The sequence below is a fragment of the Psychrobacter sp. AH5 genome, from assembly GCF_040371085.1.
Taxonomy (GTDB): domain Bacteria; phylum Pseudomonadota; class Gammaproteobacteria; order Pseudomonadales; family Moraxellaceae; genus Psychrobacter.
Window position 1 is genome coordinate 1,937,064 of the sequence record NZ_JAMBMT010000001.1, and the last position, 16,162, is coordinate 1,953,225.

Here is a 16,162-nt window from a genome sequence, read left to right on the forward strand (position 1 = left end):
TCAGTTATGCCCGTCCCTACCCCTAGTCCTGAGAGCACGCCAACCTTACAGCCTGATTACAATCCGCTGGAGTATAGTGCTGAGTATAAATTATTATACTTACAGGATTTGGTAGCCAATGATAAGTTTCAGGCTATAAGTGAGTTTTTGGCTAAGCAGTCTGAGTACGAGATTGCCAACCTTTTAGAGTCTTTCCCTACGCCAGATCGTAAGATGATTTGGGCGCAGGTTCCAGAAGATATCAGAGGTGAGGTACTAGCAGAGCTAGAGGTTGATACTCGCCAGCCGCTGCTAGAGAACGTCTCCTCGCAAGAGATATCGTTATTAACGCAAGATCTAGATGCACAGGATATCTCAGAGATTTTAGAGACGGTTACTGAGACAGTACGTAGCTCAGTAATGGCAACTCTGGATGAAGAGGTTCGGGTTCAGGTCAATAAGCTTGACACCTATGAGGACTGGGAAGTGGGTAGCTACATGGATCCCGATATCATTCAGGTGCATGATGATGTCACTTTAGCGGAAGTTCAAGCTTGGCTACGAGCTGAGGAGGATCTGCTCGATGATCAAAGCCAAGAGCTATTGGTGGTTGATCAAAGCCAGCAGTTATTAGGACTGCTTAGTCTGGTTGATTTGATTAAGCACGATCAGCAGGCAATGGTAGCCAACTTTATTGATAATGCGATTACTATCAATGATAGATTGGATATTACCGATGCCGCGGCTATTTTTCGCTCAGAAGATATCCGCTTTGCCCCTGTCATCAACAGTCATGGCGAGCTAGTAGGACAATTGAACGGCGAGGATATCATGGAGATTATCCAAGATGATGTCGATAGCACCATGCGTAATCTAGCGGGTGTTAGCCAAGACGACGAGCTGTTTGCGCCTATTTTGGACAGTGCCAAGAGTCGCAGTATTTGGTTAGGGATTAATCTAGGCACCGCGCTGCTAGCTGCTGCGGTCATCGGTCAGTTTGAAGCGGTTCTGGCAAAAGTTGTGGCGCTCGCTATCTTGATGCCAGTGGTGGCGAGCATGGGCGGTATCGCCGGCTCGCAGACGTTAACTGTAGTGATCCGCGGTATGGCTATGGGTCAAATCGGTGGTTCTAACCGCGTTTGGCTACTGAATAAAGAGCTGTGGGTAGGCGCTATTAATGGCATGATTTGGGCTATTATTATGGCAGGTATTGCTCAGCTTTGGTTTCATGATGTTAAGATTAGCGCGGTCATTGGCTGCGCTATAGCTATCAATATGACCGCCGCTAATGTCTCAGGAATTAGTATCCCTCTTATCTTGAAGCGCATGAATATCGACCCTGCTTTATCAGCGTCAGTCATTTTGACTACCGTTACTGATATCGTCGGCTTTATGTCGTTTTTAGGGCTAGCAAGTATTCTTATTCTCTAAATCCCTACTCTCAAGCCAGCCAACTAGAGCTTTATTTTTATTAAAAATTACCCATAAATTTTATAACCTATTAAGTGAGTAAGCTATGCAAGCGGTGCAAGTTAAAGTGTTAAACTCCAAAATCATCGAAGATAAAGCCTTTTCACTGCCCACTAGAGCAACTGATGGCTCAGCGGGTATTGATTTGCGTGCTTGTATCGATGAGCCTTTAACCATAAAAGTAGGCGAGACTCATCTAATCGGTACTGGCTTAGCGGTATATATCGCTGATCCTAACTTTGCTGGGATGATTTTGCCGCGCTCAGGTCTCGGTCATAAACATGGTATTGTATTAGGTAATTTAGTAGGCTTGATAGACGCCGACTATCAAGGCGAGCTGATGGTTAGCATCTGGAATCGTAGTCATGATGATTTTGTCCTCAATCCAGGCGAGCGTATGGCGCAGTATATTGTGGTGCCTGTGGCGCGTCCGGAGTTTGAAGTTGTCACTGACTTTAGTGATACCAGCGTACGCGGCGTAGGCGGCTTTGGTCATTCAGGTCGCCAGTAGTTCAATAGCTCAGCCCCTTAAAACCATCATAAAGCGCTAGTAAAAAATAACTCTAATCGCAAAGCCGTAATTTTTGTCTGATATTTGCCTAATAATAGATAGGAGGTCGTTTAATACTATGAAAACACTGCCTTCTTTTGCGGCTCAACAAGGGTTATTTCGTGCTTATGATATTCGCGGCGAGCGTCAGTACTTTACTACTGATTTTGTCGCCGCTTTAGCAGTAGTGTTTGCTCAACTTTATAAGACTCAAAGCTACTATTGTCAAAACTCTTATTCTAAGAGCCTTTATCCCAAAACTCTTTATTCTAAAAGCCAGTATCGAAAAAGCTACTTATCAAGTAATAAAACCGATAATACGGTTAAAGCTACTACTGTAGTTATCGGTTATGATGTGCGCATTGGTAGCGATACTATTGCCAATACGCTAGCCGATACTCTACAAAACAAAGGTTTAATAGTTATTAATTTGGGACTGGTGACTACACCAATGATGGCCTTTTGGGCACAGCAATATGACGGTCACGGCATTATGGTGACCGCGAGCCATTCTGCCAAAGATACTTTAGGGATTAAATGGTTACTGAGTAATACCTCACCTAGTAGCTTAGAGATTCAAAGCCTTTATCAGCAGCTTAGCTCACCACCGATATCCGCTGATGTTAAACAAAACCATACTACTGACCTGCCAGCCCCGCTTATCGCTAATCGTTATATCGAGGCTGTTACCCAAGCACTCAAAACTATCTATCAGCGCAATATTAATGCGTCACCAGCTACAACTAGCGATAAGCTCAATTTAACCTTAGTGATTGATTGTATGAATGGCGCAACTAGCAATGTTGCTCAGCCATTATTTGCGCGTTTTTGTCAGCGCGTTATTATGCTAAATGATACTGCTAACGGCGATTTTCCTATTGGCAACCCCGATCCTACCGAGCCTAATCGCTTAGCTGAGCTGCAACAAGCGGTTATCGTCCATCAAGCCGATATGGGCTTTGCCTTTGATGGCGATGGCGATCGGCTCATGATCGTTGATAATAGCGGCAAAGTGATTGTCGCTGATCACTTGTTATATTTATTAGCACAAGTAGCTATCACTGATAGACCCACTCATACCGCACTGTCCGCGCCAAAAGTTTTATTTGACATAAAATGCTCTCATCATCTGCCTCATTTGCTTAATGAGCTTGGGGCGGTAGCGATGATGACCAGGACAGGAAGTAGCTTACTGCGTCAACAGCTACAAGCCTCCAAGCATGAACAAGCGCCTATCTTTGCAGGTGAGTTATCAGGACATTTTATTTTTAATGACGGCTATTTTATCGCTTATGATGACGCGATGTATGCAGGCTTACGGCTACTACATTGGTTGGCTTATACTGCTCCTACCTTAGATATTTTGGTGCCTACTATTAGTGACATCACTGATAATCTAGGCGCTAATATATTGACCGCTACTGACGTATGGGGCGAGCCTAGAGCTAGTATTCCGCCTTATCAGCTGACCGATATTACCCAAAAACTACCTACTTTAGTCAGTAGCGCTGATCATTATCTGCCTTTGAGTCAGTCTTTTTTGGCCCAAAATAATGGTAATAGCTGTACCTTTATTGAGCATTTAGTAGAATACTGTCATTATCTACTGCGTTTAGTGCATGATGAGTCGCTAGATAATATAGCAATGCAGCACTCTATATTTATGCAATCCATCTCTTGTCAGTGCTTTAGTGCTAAAGCTCCTATGCTAAAGACCAAAAGTGAGGCACGACAACTATTACCGCCTGAAACGAAATTGTGTACTATAGATGGCTTACGTTTAGACTTCGCCCATGGTTTTGGCGTAGTACGCCGATCCAATACTAGTAATAGTCTGACGGTACGCTTTGCAGGAGATAGCCGGGCAGAGATGCAAAAAGTAAAAGCGCGTTTTGTAGCGCTTTGTCAGCTGTTCGATAAGGATTTAGCGGCGCAAATGGCAGCTATAGAAGCGGTATAACTAGCATAAAAACTTTGTATCATTCTTAAAAATAACTATCGAACACAATCCTTAACTATAAAACTAAAACCCTATGTTAGGAGTTTCTCATGTCCCTTAACTTTGCCGATGCCAAAACCACTGCCGAAGTCTTAACCACTGCCTTACCTTATATTCAACGCTTCGTTGGCAAACTCATTGTCGTCAAATACGGTGGTAATGCTATGACCGACCCTGAGCTTGAAAGCTCGTTTGCTCGAGATATCGTGCTATTAAAAACGGTTGGTCTGCATCCGGTCGTCGTGCATGGCGGTGGCCCTCAAGTCGACACTTTACTCAAAGAGCTAGGCCGCACCTCCAAGCGTATCGATGGTATGCGCGTTACTGATAAAAGCACCATGGATATCGTTGAGATGGTGCTGGGCGGCGGCGTCAATAAGTCTATTGTCAGCTTAATTAATAAGCATGGCGGTAGCGCCATTGGCCTGACTGGTAAAGATGCCAATCTGATTCAAGCCAAAAAAATGTCTATGTCAAAGATAGATACTGACGGTGTTGAGACGCCAATAGATTTAGGTTATGTCGGTGATGTGGTCAGCGTCAATAAAGACGTCATTAACATGCTCATCGCGTCTAACTTTATCCCCGTTATCGCCCCACTTGGTGTCGATAGTAATGGCGATACTTATAACATTAACGCCGATCTAGTGGCCGGTAAAGTGGCGGAGTTTTTGCAAGCAGAAAAGCTGATGCTACTGACTAATATCAAAGGTGTGTTAGGTCGTGATGGTGAAGTAGTCACTGGCCTCACGCCCAAAAAAGTCGACGCGATGATAGAGGACGGCACTATCTCAGGCGGTATGATTCCCAAGATTCAATGTGCCCTTGATGCGGTACGTAGTGGTGTGAGAAGTGCGGTTATCGTTGATGGCCGCGTGCCCCATGCGACACTGCTGGAGATTTTCACTAATGAGGGCGTTGGTACGCTCATTAGTCGCGAATTGGATTCAGTAATGAATGAACTATAGCCACAACAGTGAGCGCTGCTATGTCATTAACACTGTGGTGTGTGCTTTTTATTATTGAGAGCCTATATTGTTGGTGGATAATTGCCTATGGCGGCGCAAAATGGATAGAAGGCTGGAAGTCGTTTTTTATGATTGAGTGGTTCGCTCTTGATTGGACAGCGGAGCAAATCCGGCTTTATGTGCTGATTATTTGGAGCTTTAGTGTGATCTGGTTTATTTTAGGGATAATAAAGCCCGAACTTAGATTGTTTTAAGTTCAGACTTTATCGAAATATCTCATCAAAAATACGATAAACAGTACGAATATTTATGAAAGAATTATGTTATTTCTGAGCTAAAGCTTCAAACTCGTCTTCATCAAAACCGCAAAGTAATACGGAGTTATCTGCTATTTTACCTACTACGATTGGACGCTTAATCATACTAGTATTCTCTACCAATAAATCGATAGCTTTATTAACGTCAGCGTCAGCAGCCTGTTTTTGCTCATCGGTCAGTTTTCGCCAAGTGGTTCCACGTTTATTTAGCACTTTATCGATGCCTAATTCATTGACCCAGCGCTGTACCGTTTCTTTATCGATGCCTTGTTTTTTATAGTCATGAAAATCATAACTAACGCCTAGCTCACCGAGCTTATTAAACGCTTTTTTCATCGTGCTGCATGATTTTATACCGTAGATAGTGATGGTCATAATGTTTGCCTATATGATATTCATCTAAAATTAAAGTTCTTGTCCTTGATTACTGCGCTATTATTACGCTGGCCCATCGCATTTTTTGCCGATTTGCGCTATTCTAGCGTATCTAATTTCTTATCAAAATATTCAATCTCGAGCCAACTATGAGCAATACAGTGACATCTGATCAAACCGAAAATAATTATTATAACCCGCAAGCGATAGAAAGCGCGCAGCAAGCTAAATGGGCGACCGATAAGCGCTTTGAGGTCGGTAATGAGCCAAGCGATAAACCGAGTCGCTATATGTTATCGATGTTCCCTTACCCTAGTGGCAAGCTGCATATGGGCCACGTGCGTAACTATACCATCTCTGACGTGCTGAGCCGTTATTACCGTCTAAAAGGGTTTGAGGTTATGCAGCCGATGGGCTGGGATGGTTTTGGCCTGCCTGCCGAAAACGCGGCCATTGCCAATCAGACGCCGCCTGCCCAGTGGACTTTTGCTAATATTGACAATATGCGCGCGCAACTCAAATTATTAGGCTTATCGATCGATTGGTCACGCGAGTTTGCCACCTGCGATCCTGAATATTATCAGTGGGAGCAGTGGCTGTTTTTGCAACTTTATAAAAAGGGCCTCGTCTATAAGAAGCTTGCGACCGTTAACTGGGATCCGGTGGACAATACGGTACTAGCTAACGAACAAGTCATCGACGGTAAAGGCTGGCGTAGTGGCGCGCCGGTTGAGAAACGCGATATCCCGATGTACTACTTCAATATCACTGAATACGCGGACGAGCTGCTTGATGATTTGGATCAACTAGAGGGTCATTGGCCCTCAGAAGTACTTACCATGCAGCGCAATTGGATCGGTCGTAGTGCTGGGATGGAGGTGCATTTCCCTTATGAATTAGAAGGTCAAGATAATACGCTTGATGTCTTTACTACCCGTCCGGATACTTTAATGGGCGTGACTTACGTGGCCGTTGCCGCTGAGCATCCATTGGCGCAATACGCCGCTGAAAAGGATGAAGTCATTGCTCAGTTTAATGCTTTGTGCAAAAAAGGCTCTGTCGCCGAAGCTGATTTAGCCAAAGCTGAAAAGATCGGCATGGACACTGGCTTGACGGTTACTCATCCGCTAACAGGCGAGGAGCTGCCAGTTTGGGTCGCTAATTATGTACTTATGAGCTATGGCTCAGGCGCGGTGATGGCGGTTCCGGCACACGATGAGCGCGATTATGAATTTGCTACCAAATACAACTTACCTATTAAGCAAGTGATTGACGTACCAGCAGGTTATTTTGATGCGGCTAGATTAGAGGCTAAAAAAGAGGGCTCTGAGGTCAACCTGGCTTATACTGAGCGCAACACGCTAGTTAATTCAGGCGAGTTCGACGGTATGGACTTTGAGCAGTCTTTCGAGGCGATGCTAGCGAAGCTTGAGCCACTAGGCCTTGCCAATAAGAAAATCCAGTTCCGTCTGCGTGATTGGGGCGTATCGCGCCAGCGTTATTGGGGCTGCCCTATCCCTATGGTCAACTGCGAGCACTGCGGCACTGTACCGGTCGAAGAGCAAGATTTGCCTGTGGTGTTGCCAACTGACGTGGTTCCGGATGGACGCGGCAATCCGCTAAAAAATATGCCGGAGTTTGTCAATACTACTTGCCCTAAATGCGGCAATGCTGCCGAGCGCGAGACTGATACCTTTGATACTTTTGTCGAATCAAGCTGGTATTACGCCCGTTTTGCCAGTCCGCATGACACACAAAACATGGTCAATAAGTCAGCGGCTAATAAGTGGTTGCCGGTTGATCAATATGTCGGCGGTGTTGAGCACGCGGTGATGCATCTACTTTATGCGCGTTTTTTCCATAAGCTGATGCGCGATGAAAACTTAGTCTCAGGCGATGAGCCGTTCAAAAACCTGATGACCCAAGGTATGGTACTTGCCGGTACCTTTAATCGTACCAATAGCGATGGCAGCACGACTTACTACTTTGCCGATGATGTCGATATCGATTATAACGAGCGCGGTCAACCTATCAAAGCTATCCTCAAAGCTGACGGGCAGCCGGTGACTATTGGCAAAATCGAGAAGATGTCTAAGTCAAAAAATAACGGCGTCGATCCACAAACCACTATCGATCAATATGGTGCAGATACCGTTCGCCTGTATACGCTATTTACCGCGCCTGCTGATCAAACGCTTGAGTGGTCAGATGACGCTCTAAAAGGCCCTTATAATTTTGTCAAAAAAGTCTGGCGTTTGACTAACGATCATATTGAGGCGTTAAATACCGCTAACTTAGAGCTGCAAGCATTAAATAATCAGCCGTTAAATACGGACAGTCTCAGCCGCGAAGCTAAGAATTTGCGCCGTAAGACCCATGAGACAGTCGCCAAAATCGATAAGGATTTAGGCGAGCGTTTAGCCCTAAACACGCCAGTATCTAGTCTTATGGAGCTTGCCAATGAGCTGACTAGCTTCAAAGCTAAGGGCGAGCAAGACTTGCAAGTTCAGCACGAAGCGCTGATAGATCTGCTTATTATGCTGTCAGTCTACGCCCCACATGCTGGTGAGCACCTGCTTGAGCAATTAAGTATAGACACCATGAGCATGAGCTACCCTACCCTCGATGCGAGCGCCTTAGTACAAGATATGGTAACTATGGTGGTGCAGGTCAACGGTAAGGTGCGCGGCAAAATGGAAGTCGCGCCTAACAGTGATCCTGAGCTACTAAAAGCTCAAGCTCGTAGTATAGATAGCGTGGCTAAGTTTCTCACCGGCGAGATCAAAAAAGAGATCGTTGTGCCTAATAAACTAGTCAATATTGTGGTTGTCGGCTAACTTGTGCCGTTTTTTATTGAACGTTTTATTAAGTAGTGGCGTTTTAGGCTTTTTTAGCAATTAAGGATAGTAATTATGGCGTATCAACTGCAAAAAGCGCAATTATTAACACTGGCAAAAAGCACAGTTGTCACTACAGTAAAACACAGTGTTGCCAAAAAGATAGTCACCTCGTTACTAGCAGCACTGCCTATGGTGACGATAACAGCGGCAGCCACTAGTTTGACCGGCTGCGGCTTTCACTTGCGCGGCTATGATGTGCCATTACGTTTTGAAGTTGCCAAAACAGCGGTTATTATCGAGGATAATCGTCTGTCTTTTCCGTTAAAGCTGCCCCTTACCAGACGCTTAGAGAGTTTAGGGATTGAGGTCGTTGACGGGATTAGTATGATCGAACGCGCTGCTAATAGCACGGCTAACCATACTAGTGCTGAGCAAATCGCTACTATTAAAGTCGATAACCTGCGTTTTAAGCGCTATGAGTTAGTCGGAGTTTTGACTGAGATTCGTCTAGTGCTCTCCGCTGATGTCACTTATAATAGCTATCAAAACGGTCAACCTGTGACGCTGACCAATCCTATCCAAGTTGAGCGTAGCTATCAGTATAATGAGGCGTCAGTGAGCACCGATGATCAGCAGGGTAATCAGATTCGAGATTGGCTCTATGATAGTCTGGCTCGCCGGATTACCGATCAATATGTGGCTATTGACTTACCAAAAGTCGCTCCTGATACCCGTAAAGCTTCAGCTCTAATAAATCCCTAATCACTATCTATTAATAACCACTAGCTGTTGATAATCACTATCTATTAACGAAACGAACCTCGTTATACTGCTAACCTCTAACTGTTAATCCTACAAGCATTGGCATACTAATTTTAGCGCTTAGATTAGTCTGCATTTGCTGAACTGGTGACCCACCTGCTATGACGCAATCTTTTTTACAAGCTTACCCCAAACTATTGCAGTCCTCGGCTGCGGTAGCTGGCTTGTGGCTGGCGCATGGAGATGAGCCGCTATTACAGCAGTGGCTTGTTGACGCGCTACGTCCGCATTGGCAGGCACAAAATTATGCCATAAAACGTATTGAGCTGATATCGGTAAAGACGTGGCAAGAGGTATTGTCAGAGCTCAGTAGCCTATCGCTATTTGATGATGCTAGCGCCCTGATAGTGACGGGTAATCATAAGCCTGATAAAGAAACTATCGCTGAGCTTGAACGATTTGCGCTTGAGGCGCAGACGGGCGTTCACAGTCATAGCTTATTGTGGCTGACGCCAAAGCAAGATAAACGCAGTCAGAGTAGCAAATGGTTCGCCCCTTTTGCTAAGTACGGTCAAATTATTGATTGCAATTTTTATGATGAGCGCGCGCGCCAGCAGCTCTTGCAAGTGCAAGCAGAACAATTTGGCTTACGCTTATCGGCGGAGGCGTGGCAGCTACTGATGTCACATACCGAGCATCATCTGCTCAGCGCTTATCAAACCTTATGGCGACTGTCCTATCTGTTTGCGCCGCAGTTAGCTGATCATGGTGATAATAAAAACCTAGCCTTGGATATCAATGACTTACAAGCGGCTTTAGTTAGTGACGCGCAGTTTAGTGTGTTTGATTTATCCGATGCCATGCTTGCCGGAAATAGCTCGCAAGTAGCAAAAATCATTTATCAGCTCAAAGCCACAGATGAGCCAACTACCCTAGTACTTTGGGCAATAGCCAAAGATATGCGGCTCATTTTGGCCTTGATGGATGGGCAAGATCCACAAAGCTTAGGTATTTGGCGCAGTAAACAAAGCTTATATAGCCAAGCTTGCCGTCGTCAATCTACCGCTCAAACGGCCCAATGGCCTGATCTGCTCTATCGCTGTGATCAAGCAATTAAAGGTCTGATACGTCAGCCTGCATGGGAGCTGTTATTACAAGCTGCTCTTGAGCTATCGGGAAAGAAATTGTTTTTAGTTTAAATATTTGAATAGGTTTGCAAGCTTATTTAGCCAAGTTTTCCTATTACAAGTTATGTTATTAACTGAATAAGGCGCTTTTTTCAAAGTTTCTGCTATGTCAGCTTCTTTTTTTCTACCCCACTCATAATTTAATTGCGTCATAAGTTCGATTTGCTTACTAAAACGTATGACTCTTTGATCTTCACCAATGATACTATTCTCTTGCTCATACTCACCTGCTACCATAGAAGTTACCATCTCAAAAAATTTAAAAATGAAATCATCTACATCTAAAAAAGACTCTCTAGATAACTCACTACCGCGCTCACATACTACATAGTGATAATAGTCATCGCTTATCTCTAAGTGTGGCTCACCAAATCCAGAAGGCCTATTTCTTAAAGTAACATCCTCAATATTCAGCCCTATCTTTTTACTATAATCATTAATTATTTTTTGAACTTGCTGATAATTTAGCATAACAAACTCCTTTTTTGATATAGACCACTCTAATATCCTAACGTATTTTTAAACTTCTAGTTTTTTTACAAAGCACCTTAACCTTTCGCAAACTAATTGCCATATCCTTTTATGCTTTAACGCTTTATTATAGTTAGACTCGATTTAACTGTGACTGGATTGTTGTGATGCGCAAAATGAATAAAAAATCCGCTATCAAATGGGGCGTTATCGCCTTAGTGGTAATAGCTTTAGCAATATTAGCCTACAGAACCTTTAAACCCAAAGAGATTACTCCCAACTATATTACCGCAATGGTCGAAATCGGTGATATCGAAAATAATGTCATGGCATCAGGTAAAGTCAAAGCGTTAAACACCGTTGATGTTGGTGCTCAAGTCTCAGGTGAAGTGACTCGGCTTTATGTTGAGGTGGGTGATGAGGTGCAGCAAGGAGACTTAATTGCGCAAATCGATCAAGTCACCCAAAATAACACTCTAAGTAATGAGCAGGCCACTTTAGAGCAAAGTGTTGCCGCTATTCAAAGCGCACAAGCAGAAGTGCTTAGCCGTCAAGCTAGTCTAAAGAGCGCACAAGCTGATCTTATTAGCCGTCAATCAGAGCTAAGACAAGCTCGAACAGACTTCGATCGTCTGCAAGGATTGGTCGCAATCGACGCTATCTCAAAGCAAGAGTATGACACCCAAGCGACAAAAGTTGAAACGGCACAGGCAGCCGTCGCTAGTGCTCGCGCTGCTATTGATACAGCTAGGGCCGCTATTGCCACGGCTAATGCTAACGTCAGTAGTCAACAAGCGGCATTACGAAAGTCCGAGACCAACGTCAGCACAGCAAAAGAAGACCTAAGCTACACCACTATTCGCGCGCCAATGTCAGGTACTGTCGTATCAGTAACGACCGAACAAGGCACCACAGTCAACGCCAATCAAACTGCGCCCACTATCGTCACTTTAGCGGATTTATCGACTGTTAGAATCAACGCGCAAATCTCTGAAGCAGACGTCATTAACGTACAAGCCAATATGCCTGTTTATTTTAATATCATCGGTAATCCTGATCAGAAGTTCGACTCAGTCCTAAAAGCTATTGAGCCCGCCCCTGAAACCATCAGCGATACTAGCTCTACTGATTCTGCTATCTATTATGTCGGCTATATCGAAGTACCTAATACGGATCGTCGTTTCCGTATCGATATGACCGCGCAAGTTTATATCATTATCAATGAGGCAAAAAATGCTTTATTGATTCCATCAGCCGCCCTGCAAGCCAGCAAACCTAATGGTTCAACTCGTAATACTAATACTAGTATTGATAAAGCGGATACCCCTGACAACTCAAAAACTGATACAGAAAGCGCTCCAAAAAATGTCAAAAACAATGCAGCCACTGCTACGGTAAGAGTATTAAAGGCTGATGGTGAAATCGTCAATCAACCTGTTACAACAGGTATCAATAATCGCGTCAATGTACAAATTTTAAGTGGCTTAAGCGAGGGTGATGAAGTCATTCTAAGCGAAGCTAGCGCAGAAGGTAGTAGTAGAGGTGGTGGTGGTGGGCGTCCCTTTTAATCAAAGGCTTTAATGATAATTTGTAGACGTAGAGATGCATAGATTCAAAATTTTTATAATTTTGACCGATAGACTGATATAGGCAAACGCGCAGATGGATACCAAACCCTCTATTGTAAATACCGCAGCAGGTACTCCTTTGATGCAAGTAAAGGGACTGATCAAAGAGTTTAAAGCGGGCGAACAGACTATTCGCGTGCTACAAGACATCGATTTGACCATTAATCAAGGTGAAATGGTCGCTATCATCGGTCAATCAGGCTCTGGCAAGTCTACTTTAATGAATATTTTGGGCTGCTTGGATCAGGCAAGCGCAGGCGAGTATAAAATTTTTGGTAAATCAGTGAGCAAGCTTGATGCCGATGAGCTTGCAAAACTACGTCGCGAGCACTTTGGCTTTATTTTTCAGCGCTATCATCTACTAGGCGATATCAGCGCGCAAGACAATGTCTCTGTGCCTGCCGTTTATGCAGGAATGGATGGGCAAGCTCGCAATGATCGCGCCGAGAAACTGCTTTCAGATTTGGGACTAGCAGACAAAATTCGTAATCGCCCTAATCAGCTCTCAGGTGGTCAGCAGCAACGGGTTTCTATTGCGCGGGCCTTGATGAACGGTGGCGATATCATTCTAGCTGATGAGCCAACGGGTGCGCTCGATAGTAAGTCTGGTGATGATGTGATGCAAATTTTGCATGACCTAAAGGCTCAAGGTCATACGATTATCATGGTTACTCATGATCCAAACCTAGCTGAACAAGCCGAACGCGTCATTGAACTCAAAGATGGGTACAAGATTGCGGATTATAAGACCGAGCACTACAATCCGATAAATGCTCAGCCCGAGCCGATTCTTGATCAGCATCGAAAAAGTGCGTTTGGCAGCTTTATTGATCGCCTATTTGAAGCTTTTAAGATGTCACTACTCGCCATGCGCGCACATAAGATGCGTACGCTTTTGACCATGCTAGGTATTATCATTGGTATTGCTTCGGTGGTCTCCGTGGTCGGGCTTGGTAAAGGCTCTCAAGAGCAAATCCTATCTAATATTAGCTCACTTGGCACCAATACTATTACCGTTACCGATGGTTATCCATTCGGTGATCCTAGGCGAAACTTCGGTGATGATAATTTGACACCCGATGATGCGCAAGCGGTCGCTGATCAGCCTTATGTCATTAGTGTCAGCCCGCAGCTCGATAGCAATATGAATGTACGCTACCGTAATGTACAAGAAGCGGCTAGTGTCAGCGGTGTCGGCAAAGACTATCTTAATGTCAGTGGCGAGAGCCTAGCCCAAGGTCAGGGCTTTGATGAGCAGAGTATTTTGCGCCGTACTCAAGACGTTATTATCGATAGTAATGCCCTACAGACTTTTTTTCCCGACAACCCTAACCCTATTGGTGAAGTCGTGCTTATCGGTAGCGTACCTGGACGTATTATTGGTGTGCTTGAAGAAAACAATAGCGGCTTTAGAAATACCGATACACCAACCTTTTATATGCCCTACACTACTATGCTGTCAAGGCTGATAGGCGGTACTTATATTGAGAACTTCGTCGCGCTCATTGATAATAATATATCGTCTGCTGCCGCTGAATCCGCCATCTCAACCCTAATGATCAGCCGACATGGTACCGATGACTTTCGTATTCGTAACTCAGACTCTATTCGCGAGACCATAGAGTCAACAACGACTGCGTTAACTCTACTCATATCCTCGATCGCTATTATTGCCCTGATCGTTGGCGGTATTGGCGTCATGAACATTATGCTGGTATCGGTAACTGAGCGTACCAATGAAATTGGTGTCCGTATGGCAGTTGGCGCTCGTCAAAACGATATAATGCAACAGTTCTTGATAGAAGCGGTGCTAGTTTGTATTTTAGGAGGATTGTTAGGTATCGGTTTAGCCTTTGCTATTGGCGAGCTGATTAACCGAGTCGGCGGTGATAGCTTTCAAGTTATTTATTCAACAACTTCTATCGTTGCCGCTTTTGTCTGTTCGACGTTAATTGGTATTATCTTTGGATTCTTGCCAGCACGTAATGCTGCCAAACTTGATCCTGTTGAGGCTTTATCAAGAGATTAAACCAAACAACTCAGAATATAAAAAAGCATATACTAAGCATTTAGTAATTTTTACATAGAATTTACGTTTTTTTGGGTCTATAGGGTTGTATTTATCACAAGACTATATATAATGTGCTCTCACGTTTAGGGATAGAAATTATCTCGATGTGGATTAGAACTTACGTTTATTAGTTAAGTTGTAATGAATTATTCTTGCAGAGTTAAAATTGCAAGTTTTTAGTTTCAACCTTAGTTTGGATGCAAAGCCTTTAGAATTTTCGGATAAGAAAATTCTCTTGCTAAATTAAATATCGAACTTTAGGTTGTAAGTAGTATTTTTAGAAAACCCTATTTAAAGGGTTTTCTCTTGCGAAGCTAAAATTGCAGTGCAATTTTTTAACGCTTCTCAGGGCCGATAGCTCAGTTGGTAGAGCAGTTGACTTTTAATCAATTGGTCCCGCGTTCGAGTCGCGGTCGGCCCACCATTTTAGTAGTATGCTTGTTAAGTATTTTGCCCTACTCGGTATTAGCTTAATGAGTTTAGTTGTAAGAAAATTCTATTTAAAGAATTTTCTCTTGCAGAGCTAAAAAAGCAGTGCTTTTTTTATACGCTCTTCAGGGCCGATAGCTCAGTTGGTAGAGCAGTTGACTTTTAATCAATTGGTCCCGCGTTCGAGTCGCGGTCGGCCCACCATATTTAGTAATAAGCTTAGCAAAACCCCGATAGCCTTTATAGGTTATCGGGGTTTTTATTGTTTTAATCGCTTATTGTCTAAACATTCGCTATCTATTGTTCTAATTAAGGCGTATCAACTCTCTTACGTGCGAATCTAATTTTTAGAATAGCAGTGCCTAGAATATTCTTTAACGAAGTTTTACGAGGCTCGTTCGGCGTTTTCTCTATCAATCGATCAAAATCCTCATCATAAATTTTAGCTCTCTTGTCATGTGCCAGTAATAAGCTCTCTGGCTGCAATGCTCTAATCTTGTTTAAAGAAGCCAGATAAGCATCAGGTAAAGTAATAAGATAAGGGGACACAAATCTATCTTTGATAACCAATATCAAATCCGCTGTATAGGCTTGCTTAGTCTGTGGGTGCCATAAGGATAAATCACGATCAGTATGTCCTGGTGTCTCTAGGATTATCCAATCTTCAAAATAGGGTACATAGTCACCATCTTGAACCTCACTATCAGCTTTTAAGATAGGGTTATACCAAACGTTAGTGACCGATTTACCTTGCCTATTAGCAACGTAATAAGTCAATCCCAAATCATTCAAATGTTCAACTCGACCCAAAATACCTTTATACCAAGGTTGTACAGATTTTGCAGTGACGATCTGACACCCTGTTCTTTGTTTTAATAGCTCTGCACCGCCTGCATGGTCAGGATGCATATGAGTGACCATAACCACTTTTAGCTGGCTGATGGGACGCTGCAAAACATCGGTGATGTAAGTCAATATTTTATCGACATCGCATCTGCATCCAGAATCTAGCAGTAGTAATTTATCAGCATAAACAGCCATATAAGTGGTCTGAATATATCCTTCTATAGCAACTATATCTATTAAATCCATGACATTCCTTTATCTGCTACGACA

General features: G+C 43.7%; 12 protein-coding genes and 2 tRNA genes. 11 read left to right on the top strand and 3 right to left on the bottom strand.

Translation table 11 applies throughout. The features are described 5' to 3' along the window. Positions 1-6 precede the first annotated feature (6 nt). From mgtE to argB, 4 genes are all read left to right on the top strand, one after another. Entirely contained in the window at positions 7-1,410 is a 1,404-nt protein-coding gene (mgtE, locus tag M0N77_RS08165) for a magnesium transporter (protein ID WP_353104725.1), read from the top strand. An 85-nt stretch (positions 1,411-1,495) separates the two neighbouring features. Next, complete coding sequence (dut, locus tag M0N77_RS08170; RefSeq protein ID WP_353104726.1) at positions 1,496-1,960, top strand: dUTP diphosphatase; 465 nt, start codon at positions 1,496-1,498, stop codon at positions 1,958-1,960. 118 nt (positions 1,961-2,078) lie between these two features. Next, positions 2,079-3,959 carry a phosphomannomutase gene (locus tag M0N77_RS08175; RefSeq protein WP_353104727.1) on the top strand — a complete coding sequence of 627 codons (1,881 nt, stop codon included), beginning with the start codon at positions 2,079-2,081 and terminating at the stop codon, positions 3,957-3,959. A gap of 89 nt (positions 3,960-4,048) precedes the next feature. Further along, positions 4,049-4,966 (top strand): acetylglutamate kinase, encoded by a 918-nt coding sequence (gene argB / locus M0N77_RS08180; RefSeq protein WP_353104728.1) that lies wholly within the window; start codon positions 4,049-4,051, stop codon positions 4,964-4,966. Between the two features lie 323 nt (positions 4,967-5,289). Here the strand turns inward: argB and M0N77_RS08185 are convergent, their stop codons facing one another. Next, a complete protein-coding gene (locus M0N77_RS08185) occupies positions 5,290-5,658 on the bottom strand; it encodes an arsenate reductase (RefSeq protein WP_353104729.1) in 369 nt (122 codons plus the stop codon). Positions 5,659-5,807: 149 nt separating this feature from the next. On the opposite strand from M0N77_RS08185, the gene leuS reads away from it, so the two are divergent. The 3 genes from leuS to holA all read left to right on the top strand — a co-directional run bounded on the left by leuS (position 5,808) and on the right by holA (position 10,459). After that, entirely contained in the window at positions 5,808-8,495 is a 2,688-nt protein-coding gene (gene leuS, locus M0N77_RS08190) for a leucine--tRNA ligase (protein WP_353104730.1), read from the top strand. Positions 8,496-8,687: 192 nt separating this feature from the next. Next, positions 8,688-9,260, top strand: coding sequence for a hypothetical protein (locus tag M0N77_RS08195; protein WP_371834226.1), 573 nt, complete (start codon positions 8,688-8,690; stop codon positions 9,258-9,260). 161 nt (positions 9,261-9,421) lie between these two features. Further along, positions 9,422-10,459 (top strand): DNA polymerase III subunit delta, encoded by a 1,038-nt coding sequence (gene holA, locus M0N77_RS08200; protein WP_353104732.1) that lies wholly within the window; start codon positions 9,422-9,424, stop codon positions 10,457-10,459. Here holA and M0N77_RS08205 read toward each other — a convergent pair. Next, a complete protein-coding gene (locus M0N77_RS08205; protein ID WP_353104733.1) occupies positions 10,451-10,918 on the bottom strand; it encodes an Imm63 family immunity protein in 468 nt (155 codons plus the stop codon). The genes holA and M0N77_RS08205 overlap by 9 nt on opposite strands. 167 nt (positions 10,919-11,085) lie before the next feature. On the opposite strand from M0N77_RS08205, the gene M0N77_RS08210 reads away from it, so the two are divergent. The 4 genes from M0N77_RS08210 (at position 11,086) to M0N77_RS08225 (ending at position 15,250) form a co-directional block, all read left to right on the top strand. Continuing rightward, positions 11,086-12,486 carry an efflux RND transporter periplasmic adaptor subunit gene (locus M0N77_RS08210; protein ID WP_353104734.1) on the top strand — a complete coding sequence of 467 codons (1,401 nt, stop codon included), beginning with the start codon at positions 11,086-11,088 and terminating at the stop codon, positions 12,484-12,486. A gap of 94 nt (positions 12,487-12,580) precedes the next feature. Then, positions 12,581-14,575: a MacB family efflux pump subunit gene (locus tag M0N77_RS08215; RefSeq protein ID WP_353104735.1), complete on the top strand. Its 1,995-nt coding sequence runs from the start codon at positions 12,581-12,583 to the stop codon at positions 14,573-14,575. A gap of 390 nt (positions 14,576-14,965) precedes the next feature. After that, positions 14,966-15,041 (top strand) — tRNA-Lys (locus M0N77_RS08220). Between the two features lie 133 nt (positions 15,042-15,174). Next, positions 15,175-15,250 (top strand) — tRNA-Lys (locus tag M0N77_RS08225). A 105-nt stretch (positions 15,251-15,355) separates the two neighbouring features. On the opposite strand, the gene M0N77_RS08230 is transcribed toward M0N77_RS08225, so the two are convergent. Continuing rightward, the gene (locus M0N77_RS08230) at positions 15,356-16,138 is read right to left on the bottom strand and encodes an MBL fold metallo-hydrolase (protein WP_201572277.1); all 783 of its coding nucleotides are present in this window, start codon (positions 16,136-16,138) and stop codon (positions 15,356-15,358) included. Positions 16,139-16,162: the final 24 nt, after the last annotated feature.

Coding starts and splice junctions, on each gene's coding strand:
- leuS (WP_353104730.1), top strand. CDS start 5,808: ATGAGCAATACAGTGACATCTGATCAAACCGAAAATAATTATTATAAC.
- M0N77_RS08185 (WP_353104729.1), bottom strand. CDS start 5,658: ATGACCATCACTATCTACGGTATAAAATCATGCAGCACGATGAAAAAA.
- M0N77_RS08230 (WP_201572277.1), bottom strand. CDS start 16,138: ATGGATTTAATAGATATAGTTGCTATAGAAGGATATATTCAGACCACT.
- argB (WP_353104728.1), top strand. CDS start 4,049: ATGTCCCTTAACTTTGCCGATGCCAAAACCACTGCCGAAGTCTTAACC.
- M0N77_RS08195 (WP_371834226.1), top strand. CDS start 8,688: ATGGTGACGATAACAGCGGCAGCCACTAGTTTGACCGGCTGCGGCTTT.
- mgtE (WP_353104725.1), top strand. CDS start 7: ATGCCCGTCCCTACCCCTAGTCCTGAGAGCACGCCAACCTTACAGCCT.
- M0N77_RS08215 (WP_353104735.1), top strand. CDS start 12,581: ATGGATACCAAACCCTCTATTGTAAATACCGCAGCAGGTACTCCTTTG.
- M0N77_RS08210 (WP_353104734.1), top strand. CDS start 11,086: ATGCGCAAAATGAATAAAAAATCCGCTATCAAATGGGGCGTTATCGCC.
- dut (WP_353104726.1), top strand. CDS start 1,496: ATGCAAGCGGTGCAAGTTAAAGTGTTAAACTCCAAAATCATCGAAGAT.
- holA (WP_353104732.1), top strand. CDS start 9,422: ATGACGCAATCTTTTTTACAAGCTTACCCCAAACTATTGCAGTCCTCG.
- M0N77_RS08175 (WP_353104727.1), top strand. CDS start 2,079: ATGAAAACACTGCCTTCTTTTGCGGCTCAACAAGGGTTATTTCGTGCT.
- M0N77_RS08205 (WP_353104733.1), bottom strand. CDS start 10,918: ATGCTAAATTATCAGCAAGTTCAAAAAATAATTAATGATTATAGTAAA.